Annotated in this window: 18 protein-coding genes; 13 read left to right on the forward strand and 5 right to left on the reverse strand. The window is 75.2% G+C overall.

The features are described from left to right. Window positions 1-153 precede the first annotated feature (153 nt). The 11 genes from ACMT9T_RS08705 (at window position 154) to ACMT9T_RS08755 (ending at window position 9390) form a co-directional block, all read left to right on the forward strand. Entirely contained in the window at window positions 154-1260 is a 1107-nt protein-coding gene (locus ACMT9T_RS08705; RefSeq protein WP_414745169.1) for a helix-turn-helix transcriptional regulator, read from the forward strand. Between the two features lie 193 nt (window positions 1261-1453). Further along, window positions 1454-1897, forward strand: a complete 444-nt coding sequence (locus ACMT9T_RS08710) for an Asp23/Gls24 family envelope stress response protein (RefSeq protein WP_414745170.1) — start codon at window positions 1454-1456, stop codon at window positions 1895-1897. Next, complete coding sequence (locus ACMT9T_RS08715; RefSeq protein ID WP_043675393.1) at window positions 1894-2082, forward strand: DUF2273 domain-containing protein; 189 nt, start codon at window positions 1894-1896, stop codon at window positions 2080-2082. Before ACMT9T_RS08710 ends, ACMT9T_RS08715 begins: the two co-directional genes overlap by 4 nt. Further along, window positions 2079-2453 carry a hypothetical protein gene (locus ACMT9T_RS08720; RefSeq protein WP_414745171.1) on the forward strand — a complete coding sequence of 125 codons (375 nt, stop codon included), beginning with the start codon at window positions 2079-2081 and terminating at the stop codon, window positions 2451-2453. Before ACMT9T_RS08715 ends, ACMT9T_RS08720 begins: the two co-directional genes overlap by 4 nt. After that, complete coding sequence (locus ACMT9T_RS08725; RefSeq protein ID WP_414745172.1) at window positions 2450-3025, forward strand: Asp23/Gls24 family envelope stress response protein; 576 nt, start codon at window positions 2450-2452, stop codon at window positions 3023-3025. Before ACMT9T_RS08720 ends, ACMT9T_RS08725 begins: the two co-directional genes overlap by 4 nt. Next, window positions 3025-3630 carry a hypothetical protein gene (locus tag ACMT9T_RS08730; protein ID WP_414745173.1) on the forward strand — a complete coding sequence of 202 codons (606 nt, stop codon included), beginning with the start codon at window positions 3025-3027 and terminating at the stop codon, window positions 3628-3630. Before ACMT9T_RS08725 ends, ACMT9T_RS08730 begins: the two co-directional genes overlap by 1 nt. A gap of 105 nt (window positions 3631-3735) precedes the next feature. Then, window positions 3736-4188, forward strand: coding sequence for a phage holin family protein (locus ACMT9T_RS08735; RefSeq protein ID WP_414745174.1), 453 nt, complete (start codon window positions 3736-3738; stop codon window positions 4186-4188). Between the two features lie 212 nt (window positions 4189-4400). Beyond that, the gene (locus tag ACMT9T_RS08740) at window positions 4401-5645 is read left to right on the forward strand and encodes a glycoside hydrolase domain-containing protein (protein ID WP_414745175.1); all 1245 of its coding nucleotides are present in this window, start codon (window positions 4401-4403) and stop codon (window positions 5643-5645) included. Window positions 5646-5792: 147 nt separating this feature from the next. Continuing rightward, on the forward strand, window positions 5793-7163 hold the full coding sequence (locus ACMT9T_RS08745) for a serine hydrolase (RefSeq protein WP_414745176.1): 1371 nt from the start codon (window positions 5793-5795) through the stop codon (window positions 7161-7163). Window positions 7164-7199: 36 nt separating this feature from the next. Continuing rightward, on the forward strand, window positions 7200-7610 hold the full coding sequence (locus ACMT9T_RS08750; RefSeq protein ID WP_414745177.1) for a hypothetical protein: 411 nt from the start codon (window positions 7200-7202) through the stop codon (window positions 7608-7610). Beyond that, on the forward strand, window positions 7603-9390 hold the full coding sequence (locus ACMT9T_RS08755) for a DUF2207 family protein (protein ID WP_414745178.1): 1788 nt from the start codon (window positions 7603-7605) through the stop codon (window positions 9388-9390). Before ACMT9T_RS08750 ends, ACMT9T_RS08755 begins: the two co-directional genes overlap by 8 nt. Before the next feature lie 23 nt (window positions 9391-9413). Here the strand turns inward: ACMT9T_RS08755 and ACMT9T_RS08760 are convergent, their stop codons facing one another. The 3 genes from ACMT9T_RS08760 to ACMT9T_RS08770 are packed head-to-tail and all read right to left on the reverse strand — an operon-like array spanning window position 9414 to window position 12444. Beyond that, the gene (locus tag ACMT9T_RS08760; RefSeq protein WP_414745179.1) at window positions 9414-10190 is read right to left on the reverse strand and encodes a GNAT family N-acetyltransferase; all 777 of its coding nucleotides are present in this window, start codon (window positions 10188-10190) and stop codon (window positions 9414-9416) included. A 35-nt stretch (window positions 10191-10225) separates the two neighbouring features. Continuing rightward, window positions 10226-11434 carry a dipeptidase gene (locus ACMT9T_RS08765; RefSeq protein WP_414745180.1) on the reverse strand — a complete coding sequence of 403 codons (1209 nt, stop codon included), beginning with the start codon at window positions 11432-11434 and terminating at the stop codon, window positions 10226-10228. 5 nt (window positions 11435-11439) lie between these two features. After that, on the reverse strand, window positions 11440-12444 hold the full coding sequence (locus ACMT9T_RS08770; protein ID WP_414745181.1) for an aldo/keto reductase: 1005 nt from the start codon (window positions 12442-12444) through the stop codon (window positions 11440-11442). Between the two features lie 108 nt (window positions 12445-12552). Between ACMT9T_RS08770 and ACMT9T_RS08775 the strand changes: the two genes are divergently transcribed. Together ACMT9T_RS08775 and ACMT9T_RS08780 are read left to right on the forward strand one after the other, a co-directional pair. Continuing rightward, window positions 12553-12906 carry a hypothetical protein gene (locus tag ACMT9T_RS08775; RefSeq protein ID WP_414745182.1) on the forward strand — a complete coding sequence of 118 codons (354 nt, stop codon included), beginning with the start codon at window positions 12553-12555 and terminating at the stop codon, window positions 12904-12906. A 105-nt stretch (window positions 12907-13011) separates the two neighbouring features. After that, window positions 13012-15195 (forward strand): alpha-galactosidase, encoded by a 2184-nt coding sequence (locus ACMT9T_RS08780; protein WP_414745183.1) that lies wholly within the window; start codon window positions 13012-13014, stop codon window positions 15193-15195. A 69-nt stretch (window positions 15196-15264) separates the two neighbouring features. Here ACMT9T_RS08780 and ACMT9T_RS08785 read toward each other — a convergent pair whose 3' ends face one another. Together ACMT9T_RS08785 and ACMT9T_RS08790 are read right to left on the reverse strand one after the other, a co-directional pair. After that, complete coding sequence (locus ACMT9T_RS08785; protein WP_414745184.1) at window positions 15265-17454, reverse strand: ATP-dependent Clp protease ATP-binding subunit; 2190 nt, start codon at window positions 17452-17454, stop codon at window positions 15265-15267. A 66-nt stretch (window positions 17455-17520) separates the two neighbouring features. Further along, window positions 17521-18546, reverse strand: a complete 1026-nt coding sequence (locus ACMT9T_RS08790) for an NAD(P)/FAD-dependent oxidoreductase (protein ID WP_414745185.1) — start codon at window positions 18544-18546, stop codon at window positions 17521-17523. Window positions 18547-18603 lie beyond the last annotated feature (57 nt).

Raw genomic sequence — 18603 nt, forward strand, 5'->3', positions numbered from 1 at the left:
CGGGGCGCCACCCGCGCGCCCCGACCGTCGTGCCCGTCGCGCGCGGCCCGGAGCCGGATCACCGGCCTCGGGCCGCGGCGTGACGAACGCCCCTCCGCGCACGTCCGCTCCATGACACGCGATCGGATCCCGGTCGCGCAGGACGGAGGATCCATGAGCACCGCTCCCGCGCCCGACGCGCGCCGCCGCGACGCGACCCCGCTGCACGCGCTCCCCGCGCTCCCCGCGACCGACGGCGGATCCGCGCCCGGCGATGCCACCGTCGACACGATCGCCCCCGGCGCGACCCCGACGACCGCCCCCGGTGACGCCGCCGCCCCCGCCCTCCGCCGCGGCCACATGGCCGGCACCGACCTCGACGAGGCCGTCGCGCGCTACGCCGCGCTCTACCCGGGTACTGACTTCCACGCCGCCCCGGGCCCCGGCGACTTCTCGTACCGCTACTCCTTCGTGGGCGACGCGAACGTGACGCTCCGCTCCTCCGCCTTCCTGGCCGAGCACTGGGGCCGCATGCCCGCGCTGCCGGACTACGTCGTCGTCTGGTGGCGCGAGGGATCCGGCGCGGTCGACAGCGGGTCGCACGAGGTGCGCTCGAGCGGATCCCGCCCCTTCCTCCTGCCCTCCGGCCGCGCATTCGACTTCCGCTTCCAGGCGGGGGTGCAGAACCTCGTGCAGATCCACGCGGCGTTCCTCGAGGAGACCGCCGCGGAGGCGCACGGCGGCCGCTCCCGCCCGCTCGTGTTCGACCACACCCGCCCGCCGACGCCCGAGCGGTCCTCGGCCTGGCGGCGCGCCGTCGGCGAGGCCAGCCCGGTGCTGCAGGACGCCGCGTCGAGCCCCCTGCTCCGGATGCAGGCGGGCCTCCTCGTCGCGCGCGCCACGCTCGAGCTGTTCCCCTGGCACGACGTGCCCTTCAGCGCCGAGATGCGCGCGCCCCGCATGAGCGCCGTCCGCACCGCCATCGAGTACATGCACCACCACGCCGACCGGCCCATCACGCCGGCGGACGCGGCCCGCGCCGCGGGGATCAGCACGCGCGTGCTCCAGCTCGCCGTCCGCCGCCACGAGGACACGACGCCGAGCGCGCTGCTCCGCGGGATCCGGCTCGACCGCGTCCACGCCGAGCTGCGCGACTCCTCGCCCGCCACGACCACCGTGCGGGCCGTCGCCGAGCAGTGGGGCTTCGGCCACCTCGGGCGCTTCGCCGCGTCCTACGCGGAGCGCTTCGGCGAGCTGCCCAGCGCGACGCTGCGCCGCTGACGCGGCCGGGACCCTGTCCGCTCCCGCCCCGCGTCGTGTCCGACAGGCGAAGGGACGACCGGCCATCCTGGGATTCGCCTGAACGGCGTGCCGAACCGCTCCGCCTATGCGTCTCATGGACGAAGGCGGTTCGGGAGGCACCCTCCGACCCGCACCACGCAGCACCGCCCGTCCATCACGAGAGAGAGATCCCATGTCGAGCATCACCCCCACGTCCGCGTCCACCGGCGTCACCGGCACCAGCACCAGCACCGCGGGCGGCAAGAACACCATCGCCGACGGCGTCATCGAGAAGGTCGCCGGCATCGCGGCCCGCCAGGTCCCCGGCGTCCACGACCTCGGCAACGGCGCCGCGCGTGCCGTCGGCGCGATCCGCAACGTCATCGGCCAGCAGGACCGCGGCCAGGGCATCTCCGTCGAGGTCGGCGAGACCCAGGTCGCCGTCGACGTCACGCTCATCGCGGAGTACCCCGTCGACCTGCAGCAGGTCGCCGACGACGTGCGCCAGGCCATCACCGACGCCATCGACCAGGTCGTCGGCATGGAGGTCACCGAGGTCAACGTCACCATCACCGACGTGAACCTGCCGTCCGAGAAGCCGGCGGACGACGACGCGGCCGAGAAGCGCGTCCAGTGACCCCCACGACCACGGGCCTCCTCGTCGGGGCGGTCCTCGCGCTCTCCGGGCTCGCCTTCGGCTTCGGCGGCTTCCTCCTCGTCCTGATCTTCATGGCGGTCGGGTTCGGCGTCGGCCGCGTGCTCGAGGGCAAGCTGGACATCCGCGGCCTCGCCGACGCCCTCCGCGGGCGTCGGTCGTCGTGACCTCGCAGGTGTCGGCCCCCGGGAGGACCGGGAACGCATCCGGATCCGCCCGGGGCCGCACCACGATCACGTCGCGCGCGGTGCGCCGGGTCGTCTCCGCCGTCACCGCGGACGCCCTCGAGGTGCCCGCGCACGACGTCGCCGTCACGCTGTCCGACGATCACGGGAAGCTGGCCGTCGAGGCGCGCACCCCCATCCGCATCCCCGCGCTCGCGGCACGCCCCGACGCGGGCGGCACGCTCGTGGAGCGGCTCGTCGCCGCGCAGACCGAGGTGCGCGACCGCGTGCTCGACCTCACGGGATCCACCGTGGGCCGGGTCGACCTGCGCATCACGGGCGCGCGCATCCAGGAACGCAGGAGGGTCTCATGAGCACCGAGAGCACGTACCGCCGCCTCGTGCGACGCGAGACGCACTCGTCGCGCTCGGGCATCGCGATCACGCTGGCCGTGATCCTGATCCTGGTGCTCGCCTGGCTCGGCACGGAGGCGGTCCTCGCGGCCGTCGGCGCCGCCCCGCTCCTGGTCGCGCCCGCCGACGCCGTCGCGGCATCGCTCGACGCGGTGTCCGCTCCGGCCGGCTGGCTCGTCGCCGCGGGCGTCGTGACCGCGCTCGTGGGCCTCCTGCTCGTGATCGTGGGCCTCGCGCCCGGCCGTCGCGGCCGCCGAGGTGCCTCCTCCGCACGCACCGCCGCGGTGGTCGACGACCGGGTCATCGCCCGGTCGCTCGCCCGCACCGCGAGCTACGCGGGCGGGGTGTCGCCCGAGCAGGTCGACGTCTCCGTCGCCCACCGCACCGCGCTCGTCCGCCTCACGCCCACCTCGGGCCGCACGACGGACGTCCACGCGGTCGAGGAGGCCGTGCGGGCCGAGCTCGCCGGATACGACTACGCGCCCGCGCTCACCGCCAAGGTGTCGCTCGCCGAGGAAGGGAAGGTCGGCTGATGACCAGCACCAACCGCGCTCTCAACCGCCTGCTCGTGATCCTGGTCGGGCTCGTCCTGCTCGTGGCCGGCGCCGCCGTCGCGATGGGAGCCGCCCTCCCGGACGTGCAGTCCACCGTGTCGGGTGCCGCCTCCGACGCCCGCGGGCCCGCCGATGACGCGCTCTCGGGCGGCCAGCCGTGGATCCTCTGGGTCGTCGCGGCCGCCGCGCTCGTCCTGATCCTGGTGCTGGCGTGGTTCGCGCTCCGCCAGGGCCACGGCCGCACCGGCACGCTGCTGCGCCGCGCACCCGGCGACGGCCAGGACTCGCCCACCGGCGGATCGCTCGTCGTCGACGCGAAGGTCGCCGAGCAGATGCTGGAGGAGGCCCTCGGGCACGACCCCTCCATCGTCTCGATCGACGTCAGCGCGTTCGAGGTCAAGCGCTCCACGGTGCTCCGGATCACGGCGGTCGCCCGCCGCGGCGTCTCGCCGATGCAGGTCCGCCGCACGGTCGACGAGGCCGTGGCGCGCTGGGACGCGGTGCTCGGCACCGAGGTCCCCGTCGTGATCCAGATCACCGGCGGCCTCCGCTCGAGCATGTCGAGCGGCACCCGGCTGGCCTGATCGACCCGACCGCCCGGCCGGATCCCCGCGATCCGGCCGGGCGGTCGTCCGCCCACCCGCTCGACCGCCCACCCGCTCGACCGCCCACGAGAGAAGAGACGCACCATGACCGACGACGACACCTCCTCCCGCGGCAGCTGGTTCGGCGGATCCTTCGCCCAGAAGGCCGTCGACCCCCTGCTCCGCGCGGTGCGCGCCGAGATCGACTCGGCCAAGCGCGAGATCGGCGAGCGCGCCCGGTCCGCCCGCTCGGGCGTGATCCTGCTGGGCGCCGGCGTCGCGCTCGCGCTCGTGTCGCTCGGGCTCCTGGCCGCGCTGATCGTGGCGCTGCTGCTGCTCGCGCTGCCGCTCTGGGCCGCGACGCTCATCACGCTGGCGCTGTTCGGCATCGCGACCGCGGTGGTCGTGCGGATGGGGCTCGCCCGGCTCTCGCGCGGCGTGCCGCCCGTGCCGTCGGACACCCTGCACCACGCCCGCGACCGGATCCGGCCGGGCGAGCGCGGCGCGGACCGCGACGGATCCGCCGGGCCCGCGGGATCCGTCCCCACCGCCGGCTGAGGCCCGCCCGACCCGCGGACGCCCGGCGCCCCTGTGGACGCCCAGCGTCCGCGCACCCAGGTCTCCCCTATGGTGACCGTTCACGCCCGCTCGGCCCGGCGGCACCACGCGTCGCCATCAGGCCCACGGACAACCGCAGACCGCCGTCCCCCGGACGACCGTGCCGCCCTGCGGACCGGTCCGCCCGGATGACCGGCATGGGAGGCACACCGATGAACCTGTCCCGACGCTCCGTCCTGTCCCGACGCTCCGTCCTGGGCGGCGCCCTCGCCGCCGTCCCCGTGGCCCTGGTCGCCGCAGGGCCCGCGCACGCCGACGAGGCCGCGCCCACCGCTCCCCCCGCGACCGGCGCCGCGCTCGCGTCCAACGGCCGCGCCGTCGTCCGCGACATCCAGCAGAAGCTGGCCGCGCGCTACGGCACCCGCGCCGGATTCCCCGCCGTCACCACCGACGGCGTGTGGACCAGCGACTCGCACAAGGCGCTCATCCACGGGCTCCAGCTCGAGATGGGCATCGCCGAGGAGACCGCCAACGGCACCTTCGGCCCGCTCACGCGCTCCACCCTCCAGAAGCAGCCGAGCCTCGTCGTCGGATCCGCCGACACCACCGGCTACCTCGGTCACCTGCTCCAGGCGTCGCTCGTGGTCATGAGCACGTGGGACGGCCCCGTCGACGGCCGCTTCTCCTCCGAGCAGGCCAAGCGCCTCTCGCAGTTCCAGCGCACGGTCGCCCTGCCCGAGACGGGCGTCGGCGACTACCGCACCTGGGCGGCGCTGCTCGCGAGCAACGGCGACCCGACGCGTCCCGGCGCGGCCGTCGACGGCATCACCGTCATCAACGCGGCTCGCGCGAAGACGCTCCGCGACGCCGGCTACACGGTCGTGGGGCGCTACCTCACGAACTCCGACCGGCCGGACGCGCTCGAGAAGCGCATCCAGGACGGCGAGCTGCAGGCCATCTTCGCGGGCGGCCTCAAGGTCTTCCCGATCTTCCAGGAGGGCGGCACCGACACCACGTACTTCTCGTACGACCTCGGGGTGCGCGCCGCCGGTCGCGCGGACGACGCCGCACGTCGCCTCGGCTTCCTGCCGGGCACGCCCATCTACTACGCGATCGACTTCGACGCCACGCCCACCGAGGTCGAGACGTACCTCCAGCCGTACTTCCGCGGCATCCACGCCGAGCTGAAGCGCCGCGGCAGCGCGTACCGGGTGGGCGTCTACGCCGGCCGCCGCATCTGCGCCAACCTCGCGGCGGCGCATCTCACCGAGCTCAGCTACGTGGCCGACATGTCCACGGGCTGGGGCGCCAACCTCGGCGCGAAGATCCCGGAGAACTGGGCCTTCGACCAGATCCTCGAGCACAGCGTGGGCGAGGGCGACCAGGCCTTCGACGTGGACACCAACGTGGTGTCCGGCCGCGACCCGGGCCAGAGCCGGGTCGAGCCGCGCGGCTGATCCCGCCGCTCCACGGCACGCTCGACGGGGCCGCCCGGACGATTCCCCCTCCTGGGGGACGCCCGGGCGGCCCCGTTCCGCTTGTGTGGGGGCATGGCCCCGTCCCCGCACCGAGCGACCCGTCCATCCCGTCCCGCGCGCGCCGCGATGGCCCTCGCGGTCGCCGCCGTGACCGCCCTCGCGGCGGCGTGCTCCGCGTCGCCGGCGGATCCCACGGGGCCCGCCAGCGCACCCGCCGCGGAGCCGGTCGCGCTGCCGTCGTCGCCCGTGGGCCAGCAGGCGCAGTGGCTGCTCGACACGGTGAACGCGAAGGACGCCGTGCCCGTGCAGGAGACCGGCGAGCGCCTGGCGCAGGTGATGCTCGACGCGGCGCCCGCGGAGGACCTCGCGGCCGTCCTGGAGCAGGTGCGCGCCGGCCGCCCGTGGACCGCGACCGCGCACGAGGAGCAGGGCGCGCAGTCGGTGACGACGATCGAGAGCGCGGAGGCCGGCACCTTCGACATGCAGGTCGCCGTCCACGACGCGGGCCTCATCACGGGCCTGTTCTTCGGCGAGCCGGAGGGCGACCGGGAGCCCGCGACCAGCTGGACGGAGCTCGAGGAGCAGGCCGCGGCGCTCGGCGGCGACGTGTCGCTCACGGTCACGCGGGTCCGGGCCGGGGAGCTCGGCGAGCGGGTCCTCGAGGTGCTGCCCGACGGCGTGGCCGCGACCGAGGCGCGGCCCATCGGATCCATCGTGAAGCTCTACGTGCTCGGCGCGCTCGTGCGGGCGGTGGAGGAGGGGCGGATCGGCTGGGACGACCCGCTCACCGTCACCGACGACGTGCGCAGCCTCCCCTCCGGCGAGCTGCAGGACGCCCCGACCGGCACCGTCGTGAGCGTGCGCGAGGCCGCGGGGAAGATGATCTCCATCAGCGACAACACGGCCACCGACATGGTCATCCGCGCGGTCGGGCGGGAGGCCGTCGAGGCGGCGCTCGCGGACCTCGGCCACTCGGATCCGCCGCGCAACGTGCCGCTGGCGACGACGCGCGACCTCTTCCGCGTCGGCTGGCAGGACGACGGCGCCCTCCGCGCCCGGTGGGCCGACGCCGACGCGGGCGAGCGCCGCGCGCTCCTCGACGCGCTGCCGGGCGGCGAGCTCGACCTGCCCGTGTCCGCCGTCTCAGACGTGGTGTGGACGGACGGCGTCGACTGGTTCGCGACGCCCGACGACATCGCCCGCGCGCACGTGCGCCTGGCCGAGCTCGCGGCGACGCCCGCCGGGGAGCCCGTGCGCGGGATCCTGTCGGCGAACCCCGGCCTGCCCGAGCCCGGGCGCTTCGACCACGTCGCGTTCAAGGGCGGCAGCTCGGTGGGCACGCTCGCGCTCGCGTACCTCGTCGAGGACGGGGACGACGCGTGGACCGTCGTGGTGCAGGCGGCGGCGCGCGAGGCCTCCGGGCTCGAGCGGCAGTCGGCGTACGCGGGCCTCGCCGCCGACGCGGCGACGCTGCTGGCGGATCCCCCGCGTGGTTGACTCCGTACGCGACGGGGGTCGCGCGAGGGGAGCACGATGACGAGCGACGCCGCACGCGACGGGGACGACCGGGACGACCAGGACGACCGGCACGACGCCGACGGCCCGGCCGTCGCCGCGGAGGTCCTCGAGGCGCACCTGGAACCCGGGCCGCGTCGGCCCGTGCGGCGCGCGGTGCGGGCGATCGGCAGCATCGCGCTCGCGGTCGTGGGCGGCGACGTGCTCGACCTCGGACGGGAGTCGCAGCTCGTCGTCCGGCGGATCGACACGGGCCGCGAGGTGCTGCGCACGGACGCCGGCGACCTGGCTGAGGCGGACCAGCTGCTCCAGCGCGTGCGGCTCGACCTCGAGACCCGGAGCGTCCGCGAGTTCGTGGCCGACTGGCGGCTCGTCGACGCGGAGCCGGACGCGGGCACGGGCACCGGCGCGGGTGCGACCGATGCGTGAGCGCCCGCGGATCCGCCTGGCCGCCGTCGCCGCCCTGCTCACGGCGCTCGCCATCCCCCTCGGCCTCGCCGCCCCGGCGCACGCCGACGTGGACGACTTCTCCTTCCGCTCCTTCGACGCTGTGTACCGGCTGTCGGCCGACGAGGAGGGCCGCTCGGTCCTCCGCACCACCGAGACGCTCGTGGCCGAGTTCCCCGACCGGGACCAGAACCGCGGGATCCGCCGCGAGCTCGTGGCCGACCACGACGGCCACCCGACGGGCCTCCGCGTGATCTCCGTGACGGACGGCGCGGGCGCGCCGCGCGCGTACGAGTCGGAGTCCGACGACGGCCAGAGGGTCCTCACGATCGCCGACGAGGATGCGTACGTGCGCGGCGAGCAGACCTACGTCATCGAGTACGAGCAGCGCGACGTGACCCGCGCCTACGCGGACACGCAGGCCGACGAGTTCTACTGGGACGCCAACGGGCTCGGCTGGGCGCAGCCGTTCGCGCGCGTCTCGGCGACCGTCGAGATCGCGCCGGATCTCCTCCCCCGGCTCACGGGCGGCGCCGACGCGGCCGCGGGTCCCGACGGTGCGGACGGCCCGGCGGAGATCACCCGCACCGCCACCGGCTTCACGGCGAGCGCGACCGACCTCGGCCCGCACGAGAACCTCAGCATCTCGCTCGGCTTCGAGCCGGGCACCTTCACGCCGCGCGACTCGTCGTTCCTCGCGGCGCCGTGGCCGTCGCTGTCGCTCGCGGGCGCGCTCCTCGCGCTGGCCGCCGCCGCGGGCGCGCTCGTCCTCCGCCGCCGACGCCTCGCGGATGCGCCCGGCCGCGGCACGATCGTCGCGCAGTACGAGCCGCCTGCGGGCGTGGGCGTGCTGGTCTCCGCCGTCATCTCGGGGAACGCCGCGCGCGCGACCACCGCGCTCCTGCTCGACCTCGCGGTGCGCGGCGCCGTGCGGATCCTGGAACGGGACGGCGGCCGGAAGCCCGCCTTCGCGCTCGAGCTGGTGGATCCGTCGCGCGTCACCGACCCGGACGAGCGCCGCTTCGTCGCCGCGGTCTTCGGCGACGCCGCGGGAGCCGGCGCCGTGAAGGAGCTGACGAGCAGCGACGCGAAGGCCGCCACGCGGATCCAGCAGGTCATGGCGGGGGTGCGCAAGCGCACCGTGACGGACGGCCTGCGGAAGCCGCTCCCCGTGGGACCGATCGTGCTGCTGCTCGTGGCGGCGACGCTCGGCATGGCCGCCGCGATCGTGTTCGCGGTGCTGTCGCTCGTGGAGGCGTACGGCGGGCCGATCGTGATCGCCTTCCTCGTGGCGGGCGTGCTCGCGCTGGCCGTGACGATCCTCGCGGTCGTGAAGCACCCGCTCACCGAGCGCGGCGTTGCGCTGCGCGACCACCTGGCGGGGCTCGAGGAGTTCATCCGGCTGGCCGAGGCCGACCGGATCCGCATGCTGCAGTCGCCCGAGGGCGCCGAGCGCCGCGACCTGCCGCTCGACGACCGCGACGCGCTGCGCCTCACCGAGGAGCTGCTGCCGTACGCCGCCATGTCCGGCCAGGAGCGCGAGTGGGGCGACGAGCTCGGCCGCCGCTACGAGCACCAGCGGAGCCGGCCGGGCTGGTACGCCGGGCAGACCCCGTTCGCGCCCGCCGTGTTCGCCAGCGGCCTCGGGTCGGTGTCGTCGAGCATGCACGGCACCTACTCCGGGTCGAGCACGAGCGGCGGATCCACGGGAGGCACGACCTCCGGCGGCGGCGGTGGAGGAGGCGGGGGCGGCGGGGTCTGACGTCCGCGCGACACCTTCGCGCGTCAGGCGTCGGCCGGGCGCGTCCAGTACTCGTAGCGGGACGCGGGCGCGAAGCCGAGGCCCGCGTAGAGCGCGCGGGCGCCGGCGTTCTCCTCGACCACCTGGAGCCAGAGCGCGGTGATCCTGCGCTCGCGCCCGGCGTGGACCGCGGCCGCCATCGCCGCGCGGGACAGCCCGCGGCGCCGCACCTCGGGCCGGGTCGCGACCGCGAACAGGCCGCCCCAGCCATCGACGAGCGCGAGGCGGGCGGTGGCGAGCACGCGGTCGCCGTCGCGGACCGCGGCGTACACGGCGGGGCCGCCCGCGAGGATCCGGCGCGCGACCGCCAGCTCCGCGGATCCGCCCCGGCCGTCGACGCTCCACCACGCGTCGAGCCAGGCGTCGTCGGGCGCGTCGGCGACCGTGACCTCGAGCGCGGGATCCGCGACCCGCGCGTCCCCCAGGCGCCGTGCGACGGCGTCCGCGTCGGCCACCTGCACCAGCGTCCGCGCGTCGGCGACGTAGCCGCGCGCCGCCAGCAGCGCCGCGAGGTCGGCGGGCTCCGACGCCGGCGACACCTGCACGCACGCGGGCATCCCGCGCTCGCGCGCGAAGGCCTCGACCGCGTCGAGCGCGCCCTCGGCATCGTCGACGGGTCCCGCGGGCAGCGCCGAGTTCGCGCGCTTGGTCACTCCGCCGGCCGCGCGCAGGATCCAGCCGCCGTGGCGCTCCCGGTGCTCCGCGGGCCAGCCGCGGTCGGCCAGCCGATCGAGCAGGGCGGCCGCAGCGCGCGGATCCATGCGGAGGACAGCCGCCGAGGACGCGGTGGGCCCGCTCACGCGAGCGCCCCGGCGTCCGCCTCCCCGCGCGACACGTCGTCGTCCGCGTCGGCCGCCCGCAGCACGCGCAGCGCGTTGCCGCCCGCGAGCCCGCGGAGGTCGTCGTCCGACCAGCCGCGCTCGGCGAGCGTGGCGATGAGCGCCGGGTAGCACGACACGTCCTCGAGCCCGTCGGGCGTGCGGTCGACGCCGTCGTAGTCGCCGCCGAGTCCCACGTGCCGGGGGCCGGCGACCTCGCGGATCCGCTCCACGTGCCGCACGACGTCGGCGAGCGTCGCGCGCGGCCGCTCCCCGGGCCGCCGGGCGGCGACGGCCTGCACGCCCTCGTGGTCACGGGGATCCACGCCCTCCGCCACGGCGAGCGCGAGCGTCTCGTCGTGCCACTCGGCCACCGCGGGCGACACGAACTGCGGCACGAAGGTCGCCATGCAGACGCCGTCGTTCGCGGGCAGCGACGCGAGCACGTCGTCGGGCACGTTCCGCGGCACGTCGCACGCGGCGCGCGCCCCGGAGTGGCTGAACAGCACCGGCCGCCGGGCGATCCGCAGCGCGTGCCGCATCACGTCGGCCGACACGTGCGAGAGGTCGACGAGCATGCCGATCCGCTCCATCTCCGCCACGACGCGCTCGCCCGCTGGGCTCAGCCCGTGCAGCACGGGCGCGTCGGTCGCCGAGTCGGCCCAGGCCACGTTCGCGTTGTGGGTGAGCGTCATGTAGCGGACGCCGAGCGCGCGCATCGTCCGGAGCGCGCCGAGGGATCCGCCGATCGAGTGGCCGCCCTCCATGCCGAGCAGCGACGCGACGCGGCCGGACGCGACCACGCGGTCGACGTCGTCGGCGGACACGGCGAGCGCGAGCCGATCGGGGTGCGCGGCGACGATGCGGTGCACGACGTCGATCTGCTCGATGGTCGAGCGCACGGGGTCGATGCCCGGCAGGTCCGGCACCCACACCGACCAGAACTGCGCCGCCACCCGCCCGCGCGCGAGGCGCGGGAGATCCGTGTGCAAGCCCGGCACGGCGTCCTCGGTCGCGAGGCGCGCGATCACGTCGTCGCCGACGGACGCGCTCGGCCCGCCCTCCCGCACCGCGCGCTCGCGGAGCGCCCAGGCGAGGTCGTCGTGGCCGTCGACCACGCCCTGCGCGTCGAGCAGGCGCGCGACGCGGTCGGCGAGGGCGGGAGAGGGGACGGGCGCGCCGGTCACGCGGATCAGCGCCCGGTGCCGTCGACCGCGAGCGGCTCGATCGCGGCGAGCTCGTCGTCGGTCAGCGCCGGGGCGCCGGCCGCGGCCACGTTCTGCTCCAGCTGCTCCACGCTCGACGCGCCGATGAGCGCGCTCGTGATCCCCGGGTGCCGCAGCACCCACGTGAGCGCGAGCTGCGCGAGCGTCTGCCCGCGCCCCTCGGCGACGGCCTGCAGGCCGCGCGCCCGCTCGAGGTACACGGACGAGACCGCGGACTCGTCGAGGAACCCGCTCGTGGCGGCGCGCGAGTCGGCGGGGATGGATCCCGACAGGTACCGGTCGGTGAGCAGGCCCTGCGCGAGCGGCGAGAACACGATGCAGCCGGATCCCGCCTCCTCGAGCACGGGCAGCAGCCCGCCCTCGACGTGCCGGTTGAACATCGAGTAGCTCGGCTGGTGGATGGTCAGCGGCACCTTGTGCTCGGCGAGCGCCGCCACCGCGCGCTCGGTCTGCTCGGGCGAGTAGTTGCTGATGCCGGCGTAGAGCGCCTTGCCCTGGTGCACCGCGGTCGCGAGCGCGCCCATGGTCTCCTCGATGGGCGTCTCCGGATCCGGCCGGTGCGAGTAGAAGACGTCGACGTAATCGAGGCCCATGCGCCCGAGGCTCTGGTCGAGCGACGCGAGCATCGACTTGCGGGAGCCCCACTCGCCGTAGGGGCCGTCCCACATGAGGTAGCCGGCCTTGGAGGAGATGACGATCTCGTCGCGGTACGGGCGGAGGTCCTCGGCGAGGATCCGGCCGAACGCGGTCTCGGCGCTGCCGGGAGGAGGGCCGTAGTTGTTCGCGAGGTCGAAGTGCGTGACGCCGAGGTCGAACGCGCGGCGCACGATGGCGCGCTGGGTGTCGATCGGGCGGCCGGTGCCGAAGTTGTGCCAGAGGCCGAGGGACAGCTCGGGGAGCTTGAGTCCCGAGCGGCCGGAGCGGCGGTACGGCATGGACGAGTAGCGATCGGGATGAGCGACGTAGGTCATCCGCCGAGCGTACCGAGGGCCCGCGCGACGGCCGCCCCTGCCCAGCATGGGAGCACGCCCGAGTCAAGCCCCCTAGGCGACCTCGGTCGGAGGGCATTCACTGGAGGGGTGCACATCATCCACTACGCCGACGGGCGGTACCTGACGGGCGACGAGGTCGCGGCGGCGGTCGTCGAGTACGCCGAGGCGCTCGCGCGCGAGGGGACCGCCGCGGCGACCGTGGTGATCCCGGTGCGTGTCGATGACGGATCCGTGGAGCGCATCGAGCTCCTCATCGGCCCGGCCAGCCAGATCGTCATCGAGGCCGGCGAGCCCTCCGACGACGAGCTGCTGGATCCCGAGCTCGTCGCCCGGATCCGCGCCGCCACCGTGCGCGCCCGCTCCTCGCAGGCCGGCACGCGCGTCTCCGCCGAGCACCAGGACGGCGCGTCCGTGCCGGGCTTCGAGGACCTCGACAGGTAGGCCGCGCCCGGCCCGCGGCAGCGCGCGCCCGTGTCGCGCGCCCGCGGCCGACCGCTCGGCACGGGAGGATGGACCCGTCCCCTTCCGCATCGAAGCAGGAGCAGCATGCCCGACACCGTCGTCCCCTCCGCCCTCCTCCACCTCCGCGCGTCCCGCGTCTCGCTCGTGCTCGACCTCACGGAGGGCCGCCTGCCGGCCGTCGTGCACTGGGGCGCCGACCTCGGCGACACCGTGCCCGCGGACCTCGCGACGCTGGCCCTCGCCGCCGTCGAACCCGTCGCCGGCAGCACCGCCGACCGGCCCGTCCGCCTCGCGATCCTCCCGGAGGCGCACACGTCGTGGACCGGCAAGCCCGGCCTGGAGGGCCACCGCGACGGCGCGGACTGGTCGCCGCTGTTCCGCGTGACCTCCGCGACCGTCGACGGGGATCCGCTCCCCGCAGGCGCCGACGGCCGCCCCGGATCCGCGTCCGCCGGCCCCGCGCTCGTGCACGTCGACGCGGTCGACGAGCACGCCGGCCTCGCCCTCGCCCTGGACGTCGAGCTGCTGCCGTCCGGCCTCGTCCGCACGCGCGCCGAGGTCACGAACCTGGGCGACACGACCTACTCCGTCGGCGGGATCACGCTCGCGCTGCCGCTGCCGGCCGAGGCCCGCGAGATCCTCGACTTCGCCGGACGCTGGGGCCTCGAGCGCACGCCGCAGCGCCGGGAGCTCGTGGTCGGGATCCACGAGCGCGAGGGCCGCAAGGGCCGCACCGGCCCCGACGCCGCGACCCTGCTCTCCGTCGGCACGCCCGGCTTCGGCTTCCGGCACGGCGACGTGCGCGGCGTGCACGTCGCCTTCAGCGGCAACCACCGCCACTACGCCGAGCGCCTGTCCTCCGGCCGCCAGGTGATCGGCGGCGGCGAGCTGCTCCTGCCCGGCGAGGTGCGGCTCGCGCAGGGCGAGGCGTACGCGAGCCCGTGGGTCTACGCCGCGTTCGGCCACGGCCTCGACGACCAGGCCGCCCGCTTCCACCGGTTCCTCCGCGCCCGGGAGTCCCACCCGCGTCGCGAGCGGCCCATGACGATCAACGTGTGGGAGGCCGTGTACTTCGACCACGACCTGGCGCGCCTGACGGACCTCGCCGATCGCGCCGCGGCCCTCGGCGTCGAGCGCTACGTGCTCGACGACGGCTGGTTCCGCCACCGTCGCGACGACCACGCGGGGCTCGGCGACTGGTACGTCGACGAGGACGTCTGGCCCGACGGGCTCGACCCGATCGTCGACCACGTCACGGGCCTCGGCATGGAGTTCGGCCTCTGGTTCGAGCCCGAGATGGTGAACGAGGACTCCGACCTGGCGCGGGCGCACCCCGAGTGGATCATGGCCACCGGCGGCCGCCTCCCCGTGCGCGCCCGCGACCAGCAGGTGCTCGACCTCGCGATCCCCGAGGCGTACGCGTACGTGCTCGAGCGGATGACCGCGATCCTCACCGCCCACGACATCTCCTACATCAAGTGGGACCACAACCGCGACCTCGTCGACGCGGGGATCCACCCGCGCGGCGAGGCGGGCGTGCACCTGCAGACGCTCGCCGCGTACCGCCTCATGGACGAGCTGCGCGCGCGCTTCCCCGGCCTCGAGATCGAGTCGTGCTCGTCGGGCGGATCCCGCGTCGACCTCGGCGTGCTCGAGCGCACCGACCGCGTGTGGGTCTCCGACTGCATCGACCCGCTCGACCGCCAGCAGATGATGCGCTGGACCATGCAGCTCCTCCCGCCGGAGCTCCTCGGCTCCCACATCGCCTCGGGCGTCAGCCACACCACGGGCCGCGCGCACCGCCTCGCGTTCCGCGCGGGCTCGGCGCTCTACGGCCACCTCGGGATCGAGTGGGACCTCGCGCAGGCGACCGACGAGGAGAACGCCGACCTCGCCGCGTGGATCGCCCTCTACAAGGAGGAGCGCGCGCTGATGCACACGGGCACCGTCGTCCGCGCCGACGAGAGCGACCCGACCCTGCTGGTGCACGGCGCCGTCGCCGCCTCCGCGGACTCCGCGCTGTTCTTCCTCGCGTCGATCGGCCGCTCCGAGGTCTCGCCGCGCGGCCGCGTCCTGCTGCCGGGCCTGGATCCCGCGCGCCGCTACCGCGTGGAGCCCGTGCGCGTCGGGACCCCCGAGCCCGGCTTCACGGCGCCGGCCTGGTGGGACGGCGTCGAGCTGACCGGCCAGGCGCTCGCGGCCTCCGGCCTGCAGGCGCCGCTGATGCTGCCCGAGTCGATCGCGATCCTGCGGGTGACGGCGGTCTGATCCGCGCCGGGCACGGCGACGGCCCGCCGCGCGTCCTCGGACGGGAGCGCGCGACGGGCCGGTCGTCGATCAGAGGTCGGCCGCGTCGCCCGGCTCGTCGCTCCACGCGCGGCTGACCGTGAGGCCGTCGCCGTCCGGCGCGAGGTCGACCCGCACCGCATCGCCGTCGCGCACGTCGCCCGCGAGCAGCTCGCGCGCCAGGCGGTCGTCGATCTCGCGCTGCATGAGGCGGCGCAGCGGCCGGGCCCCGTACAGCGGGTCGTGGCCGCGCTCGGCGAGCCAGCGGCGCGCGTCCGGCGTGACGCCGAGCGTGAGCCGGCGGTCCGAGAGCCGCACGCCGAGCCGGTCGATGTACAGCTCCACGATCTGCGCGAGGTCGTCCATCGACAGCGTCTGGAACACGACGATGTCATCGAGCCGGTTCACGAACTCCGGCTTGAACGTCTGGCGCACGAGCTGCTGCACGGCCTGCTCGCGCTGGTCGAGCGGCAGCGTGGCGTCGCTGATGAACTGCGAGCCGAGGTTGCTGGTGAGCACGAGGATCACGTTGCGGAAGTCGACCGTGCGGCCCTGGCCGTCGGTGAGCCGGCCGTCGTCGAGCACCTGGAGCAGCACGTCGAACACCTCGGGGTGCGCCTTCTCGACCTCGTCGAGCAGCACCACCGAGTACGGACGGCGCCGCACGGCCTCGGTGAGCTGGCCGCCCTGCTCGTACCCGACGTAGCCGGGAGGAGCTCCGACGAGACGCGAGACGGCGTGCTTCTCGCCGTACTCGCTCATGTCGATGCGGACCATCGCCTTCTCGTCGTCGAACAGGAACTCGGCGAGCGCCTTCGCGAGCTCCGTCTTGCCGACGCCCGTGGGGCCGAGGAAGAGGAAGGACCCGGTGGGCCGGTCGGGATCCGAGATGCCGGCCCGCGTGCGGCGCACCGCGTCCGCGACGGCCCGCACGGCCTGCTTCTGCCCGATGAGCCGCTTGCCGAGCTCCTGCTCGAGGTGCAGCAGCTTCTCGGTCTCGCCCTGGAGCAGCCGGCCGACGGGGATCCCCGTCCAGGCCGCCACGACCGCCGCGATGTCCTCAGCCGTGACCTGCTCGTTCACGAGCCGCTCCTCGGCCGACGGCACCGACTCGGCGGCCTCGGCCTGCGCGACCTCGCGCTCGATCACGGGGATCTCGCCGTAGAGCAGGCGCGACGCCTTCTCCAGGTTGCCCTCGCGCTGGGCCCGCTCGGCGCGGATCCGCAGCTCGTTCAGCTCGTCCTTCAGCTTGCCGACGCGGTTGACGCTCGCGCGTTCCGCCTCCCACCTCCGCTGGAGCCCGCCGAGGGTCTCCTCGCGGACGGCGATGTCCTCGCGCAGCTTCTCCAGCCGCGCCTTCGACGCCTCGTCCTTCTCGCGCTTGAGGGCGAGCTCCTCGAGGCGCATCCGGTCGACCGCGCGCCGCAGCTCGTCGATCTCGACGGGCGACGAGTCGATCTCCATCCGCAGCCGCGACGCGGCCTCGTCGATGAGGTCGATGGCCTTGTCGGGCAGCTGGCGGGCCGGGATGTAGCGGTTCGAGAGCGACGCGGCCGCGACGAGCGCCGCGTCCGTGATGGGCACCTGGTGGTGCGCCTCGTAGCGGCCCTTGAGCCCACGGAGGATCGCGACGGTGTCCTCGACGCTCGGCTCGCCGACGTAGACCTGCTGGAAGCGGCGCTCGAGCGCGGCGTCCTTCTCGACGTACTGGCGGTACTCGTCGAGCGTGGTGGCGCCGATGAGGCGGAGCTCGCCGCGCGCGAGCATGGGCTTCAGCATGTTGGACGCCGCGACGGATCCCTCGCCGCCGCCCGCGCCCATGAGCGTGTGCAGCTCGTCGACGAACGTGATGACCTCGCCGTCGGCGTCGTCGATCTCCTTGAGCACCGCCTTCAGCCGCTCCTCGAACTCGCCGCGGTACTTGGCACCCGCCACGAGCGCCGCGAGGTCGAGCGAGACGAGCTGCTTGCCCTTGAGCGAGTCGGCCACGTCGCCCGCGACGATGCGCTGGGCGAGGCCCTCGACCACCGCGGTCTTGCCGACGCCGGGCTCGCCGATGAGCACCGGGTTGTTCTTGGTGCGCCGCGTGAGCACCTGGCTGATGCGCCGGATCTCCGCGTCGCGTCCGATGACCGGGTCGAGCTTGCCGCTCTTCGCGATCTCGGTCAGGTTCACCCCGTACTGCTCGAGCGCGGTCTTCGCGTTCTCGTCGGTGGCGGGTGCGCCCTGCATGTTGGCCACTGCGTTCCTCTCTCGGTTCTACTTGAGTCGTGTGGACTCAAGTTTACGCGGGGAACGCGCGGACCGCTACCGGCCGGCGGCGACGGGGGCGGACGCGGCGGCCACCGCGATCGCGACGTCCTCCGTCACCATCCCGGCGTTCGCCATCGCGCCCGCCATGGTGCCCGCGGCCATGGCCACCGGCACGTTCGCGGATCCGCTCGACGCGTTGCCCGCGATGAGGAGGCCCGGGACGCTCGTCTGGCCTATGGGATCCGCCGTCACGAACGGACCCCACGGGGTGTCCTCGGTCGCGGCGCCGAGCGCGCGGGCGAACGCGTCGCGGGGCGCGACGCCCGGCATGGCGAAGAGCGAGTCGAGCGGGAGGATCCGGCCGTCGGCGAGCTCCACGCCCTCCAGCGCGCCGCGCTCGCCGAGCACGCGGACGACCGCCGCCTCCTCCACGCGGATCCCGCGGGCGTCGATCCCGGCGCGCGTCGCGTCGTCGATCGCCAGCGGGGCGCCGTCAGCCGTGCCGCCCGCGACGAGGAACGTGATGTCGGACGACCACTGGCGCAGCATCTGCACGTGGTGGAGGCTGCCGGGTCCGGTGGCGAGCACGCCGATGCGGCGGTCGCGCACCTCGTATCCGTCGCAGTAGGGGCAGACGACGACGCCCGCGCCCCAGTGCGCGGCGAGGCCGGGGACCTCGGGCAGGACGTCGGCGAGGCCGGTCGCGAGGATCACGCGGCGGGCGCGCACCTCGGCGCCGCCGTCGAGGCTCACGCGGAAGCGCGGGCCGGCGGGATCCTCGACCGCCTCGACCGCCTCGACCGCCTCGATCCCCTCGACCCGCCCGTCGAGCACGACGCCGCCGTAGCCCTCGATCTCGCGCCGCCCCTCGGCGACGAGCTGCCGCGGCGGCTTCCCGTCGTGGCCGAGCACACCGTGCATGTGCGCGGCGACCGCGTTGCGCGGCTGGCCCGCATCCACGACGAGCACGCTCCGCCGAGCGCGCGCCAGCATGAGCGCGGCGCTCGATCCCGCGACGCCGCCGCCGATGACGACCGCGTCCCACTCCTGCTGGCCTTCGATGCGCTGTGTGATGTCCATGCGTCGAGTCTCGCGGGCTCTGTCGCGCGGCGCACGGATCCTTGCGGGATCGGCAAG

The sequence above is a fragment of the Clavibacter vidaverae genome (assembly GCF_047529985.1).
Taxonomy (GTDB): domain Bacteria; phylum Actinomycetota; class Actinomycetes; order Actinomycetales; family Microbacteriaceae; genus Clavibacter; species Clavibacter nebraskensis_A.

Coding starts and splice junctions, on each gene's coding strand:
- ACMT9T_RS08730 (WP_414745173.1), top strand. CDS start 3,025: ATGACCAGCACCAACCGCGCTCTCAACCGCCTGCTCGTGATCCTGGTC.
- ACMT9T_RS08780 (WP_414745183.1), top strand. CDS start 13,012: ATGCCCGACACCGTCGTCCCCTCCGCCCTCCTCCACCTCCGCGCGTCC.
- ACMT9T_RS08710 (WP_414745170.1), top strand. CDS start 1,454: ATGTCGAGCATCACCCCCACGTCCGCGTCCACCGGCGTCACCGGCACC.
- ACMT9T_RS08770 (WP_414745181.1), bottom strand. CDS start 12,444: ATGACCTACGTCGCTCATCCCGATCGCTACTCGTCCATGCCGTACCGC.
- ACMT9T_RS08705 (WP_414745169.1), top strand. CDS start 154: ATGAGCACCGCTCCCGCGCCCGACGCGCGCCGCCGCGACGCGACCCCG.
- ACMT9T_RS08790 (WP_414745185.1), bottom strand. CDS start 18,546: ATGGACATCACACAGCGCATCGAAGGCCAGCAGGAGTGGGACGCGGTC.
- ACMT9T_RS08745 (WP_414745176.1), top strand. CDS start 5,793: ATGGCCCTCGCGGTCGCCGCCGTGACCGCCCTCGCGGCGGCGTGCTCC.
- ACMT9T_RS08725 (WP_414745172.1), top strand. CDS start 2,450: ATGAGCACCGAGAGCACGTACCGCCGCCTCGTGCGACGCGAGACGCAC.
- ACMT9T_RS08755 (WP_414745178.1), top strand. CDS start 7,603: ATGCGTGAGCGCCCGCGGATCCGCCTGGCCGCCGTCGCCGCCCTGCTC.
- ACMT9T_RS08740 (WP_414745175.1), top strand. CDS start 4,401: ATGAACCTGTCCCGACGCTCCGTCCTGTCCCGACGCTCCGTCCTGGGC.
- ACMT9T_RS08750 (WP_414745177.1), top strand. CDS start 7,200: ATGACGAGCGACGCCGCACGCGACGGGGACGACCGGGACGACCAGGAC.
- ACMT9T_RS08735 (WP_414745174.1), top strand. CDS start 3,736: ATGACCGACGACGACACCTCCTCCCGCGGCAGCTGGTTCGGCGGATCC.
- ACMT9T_RS08760 (WP_414745179.1), bottom strand. CDS start 10,190: ATGGATCCGCGCGCTGCGGCCGCCCTGCTCGATCGGCTGGCCGACCGC.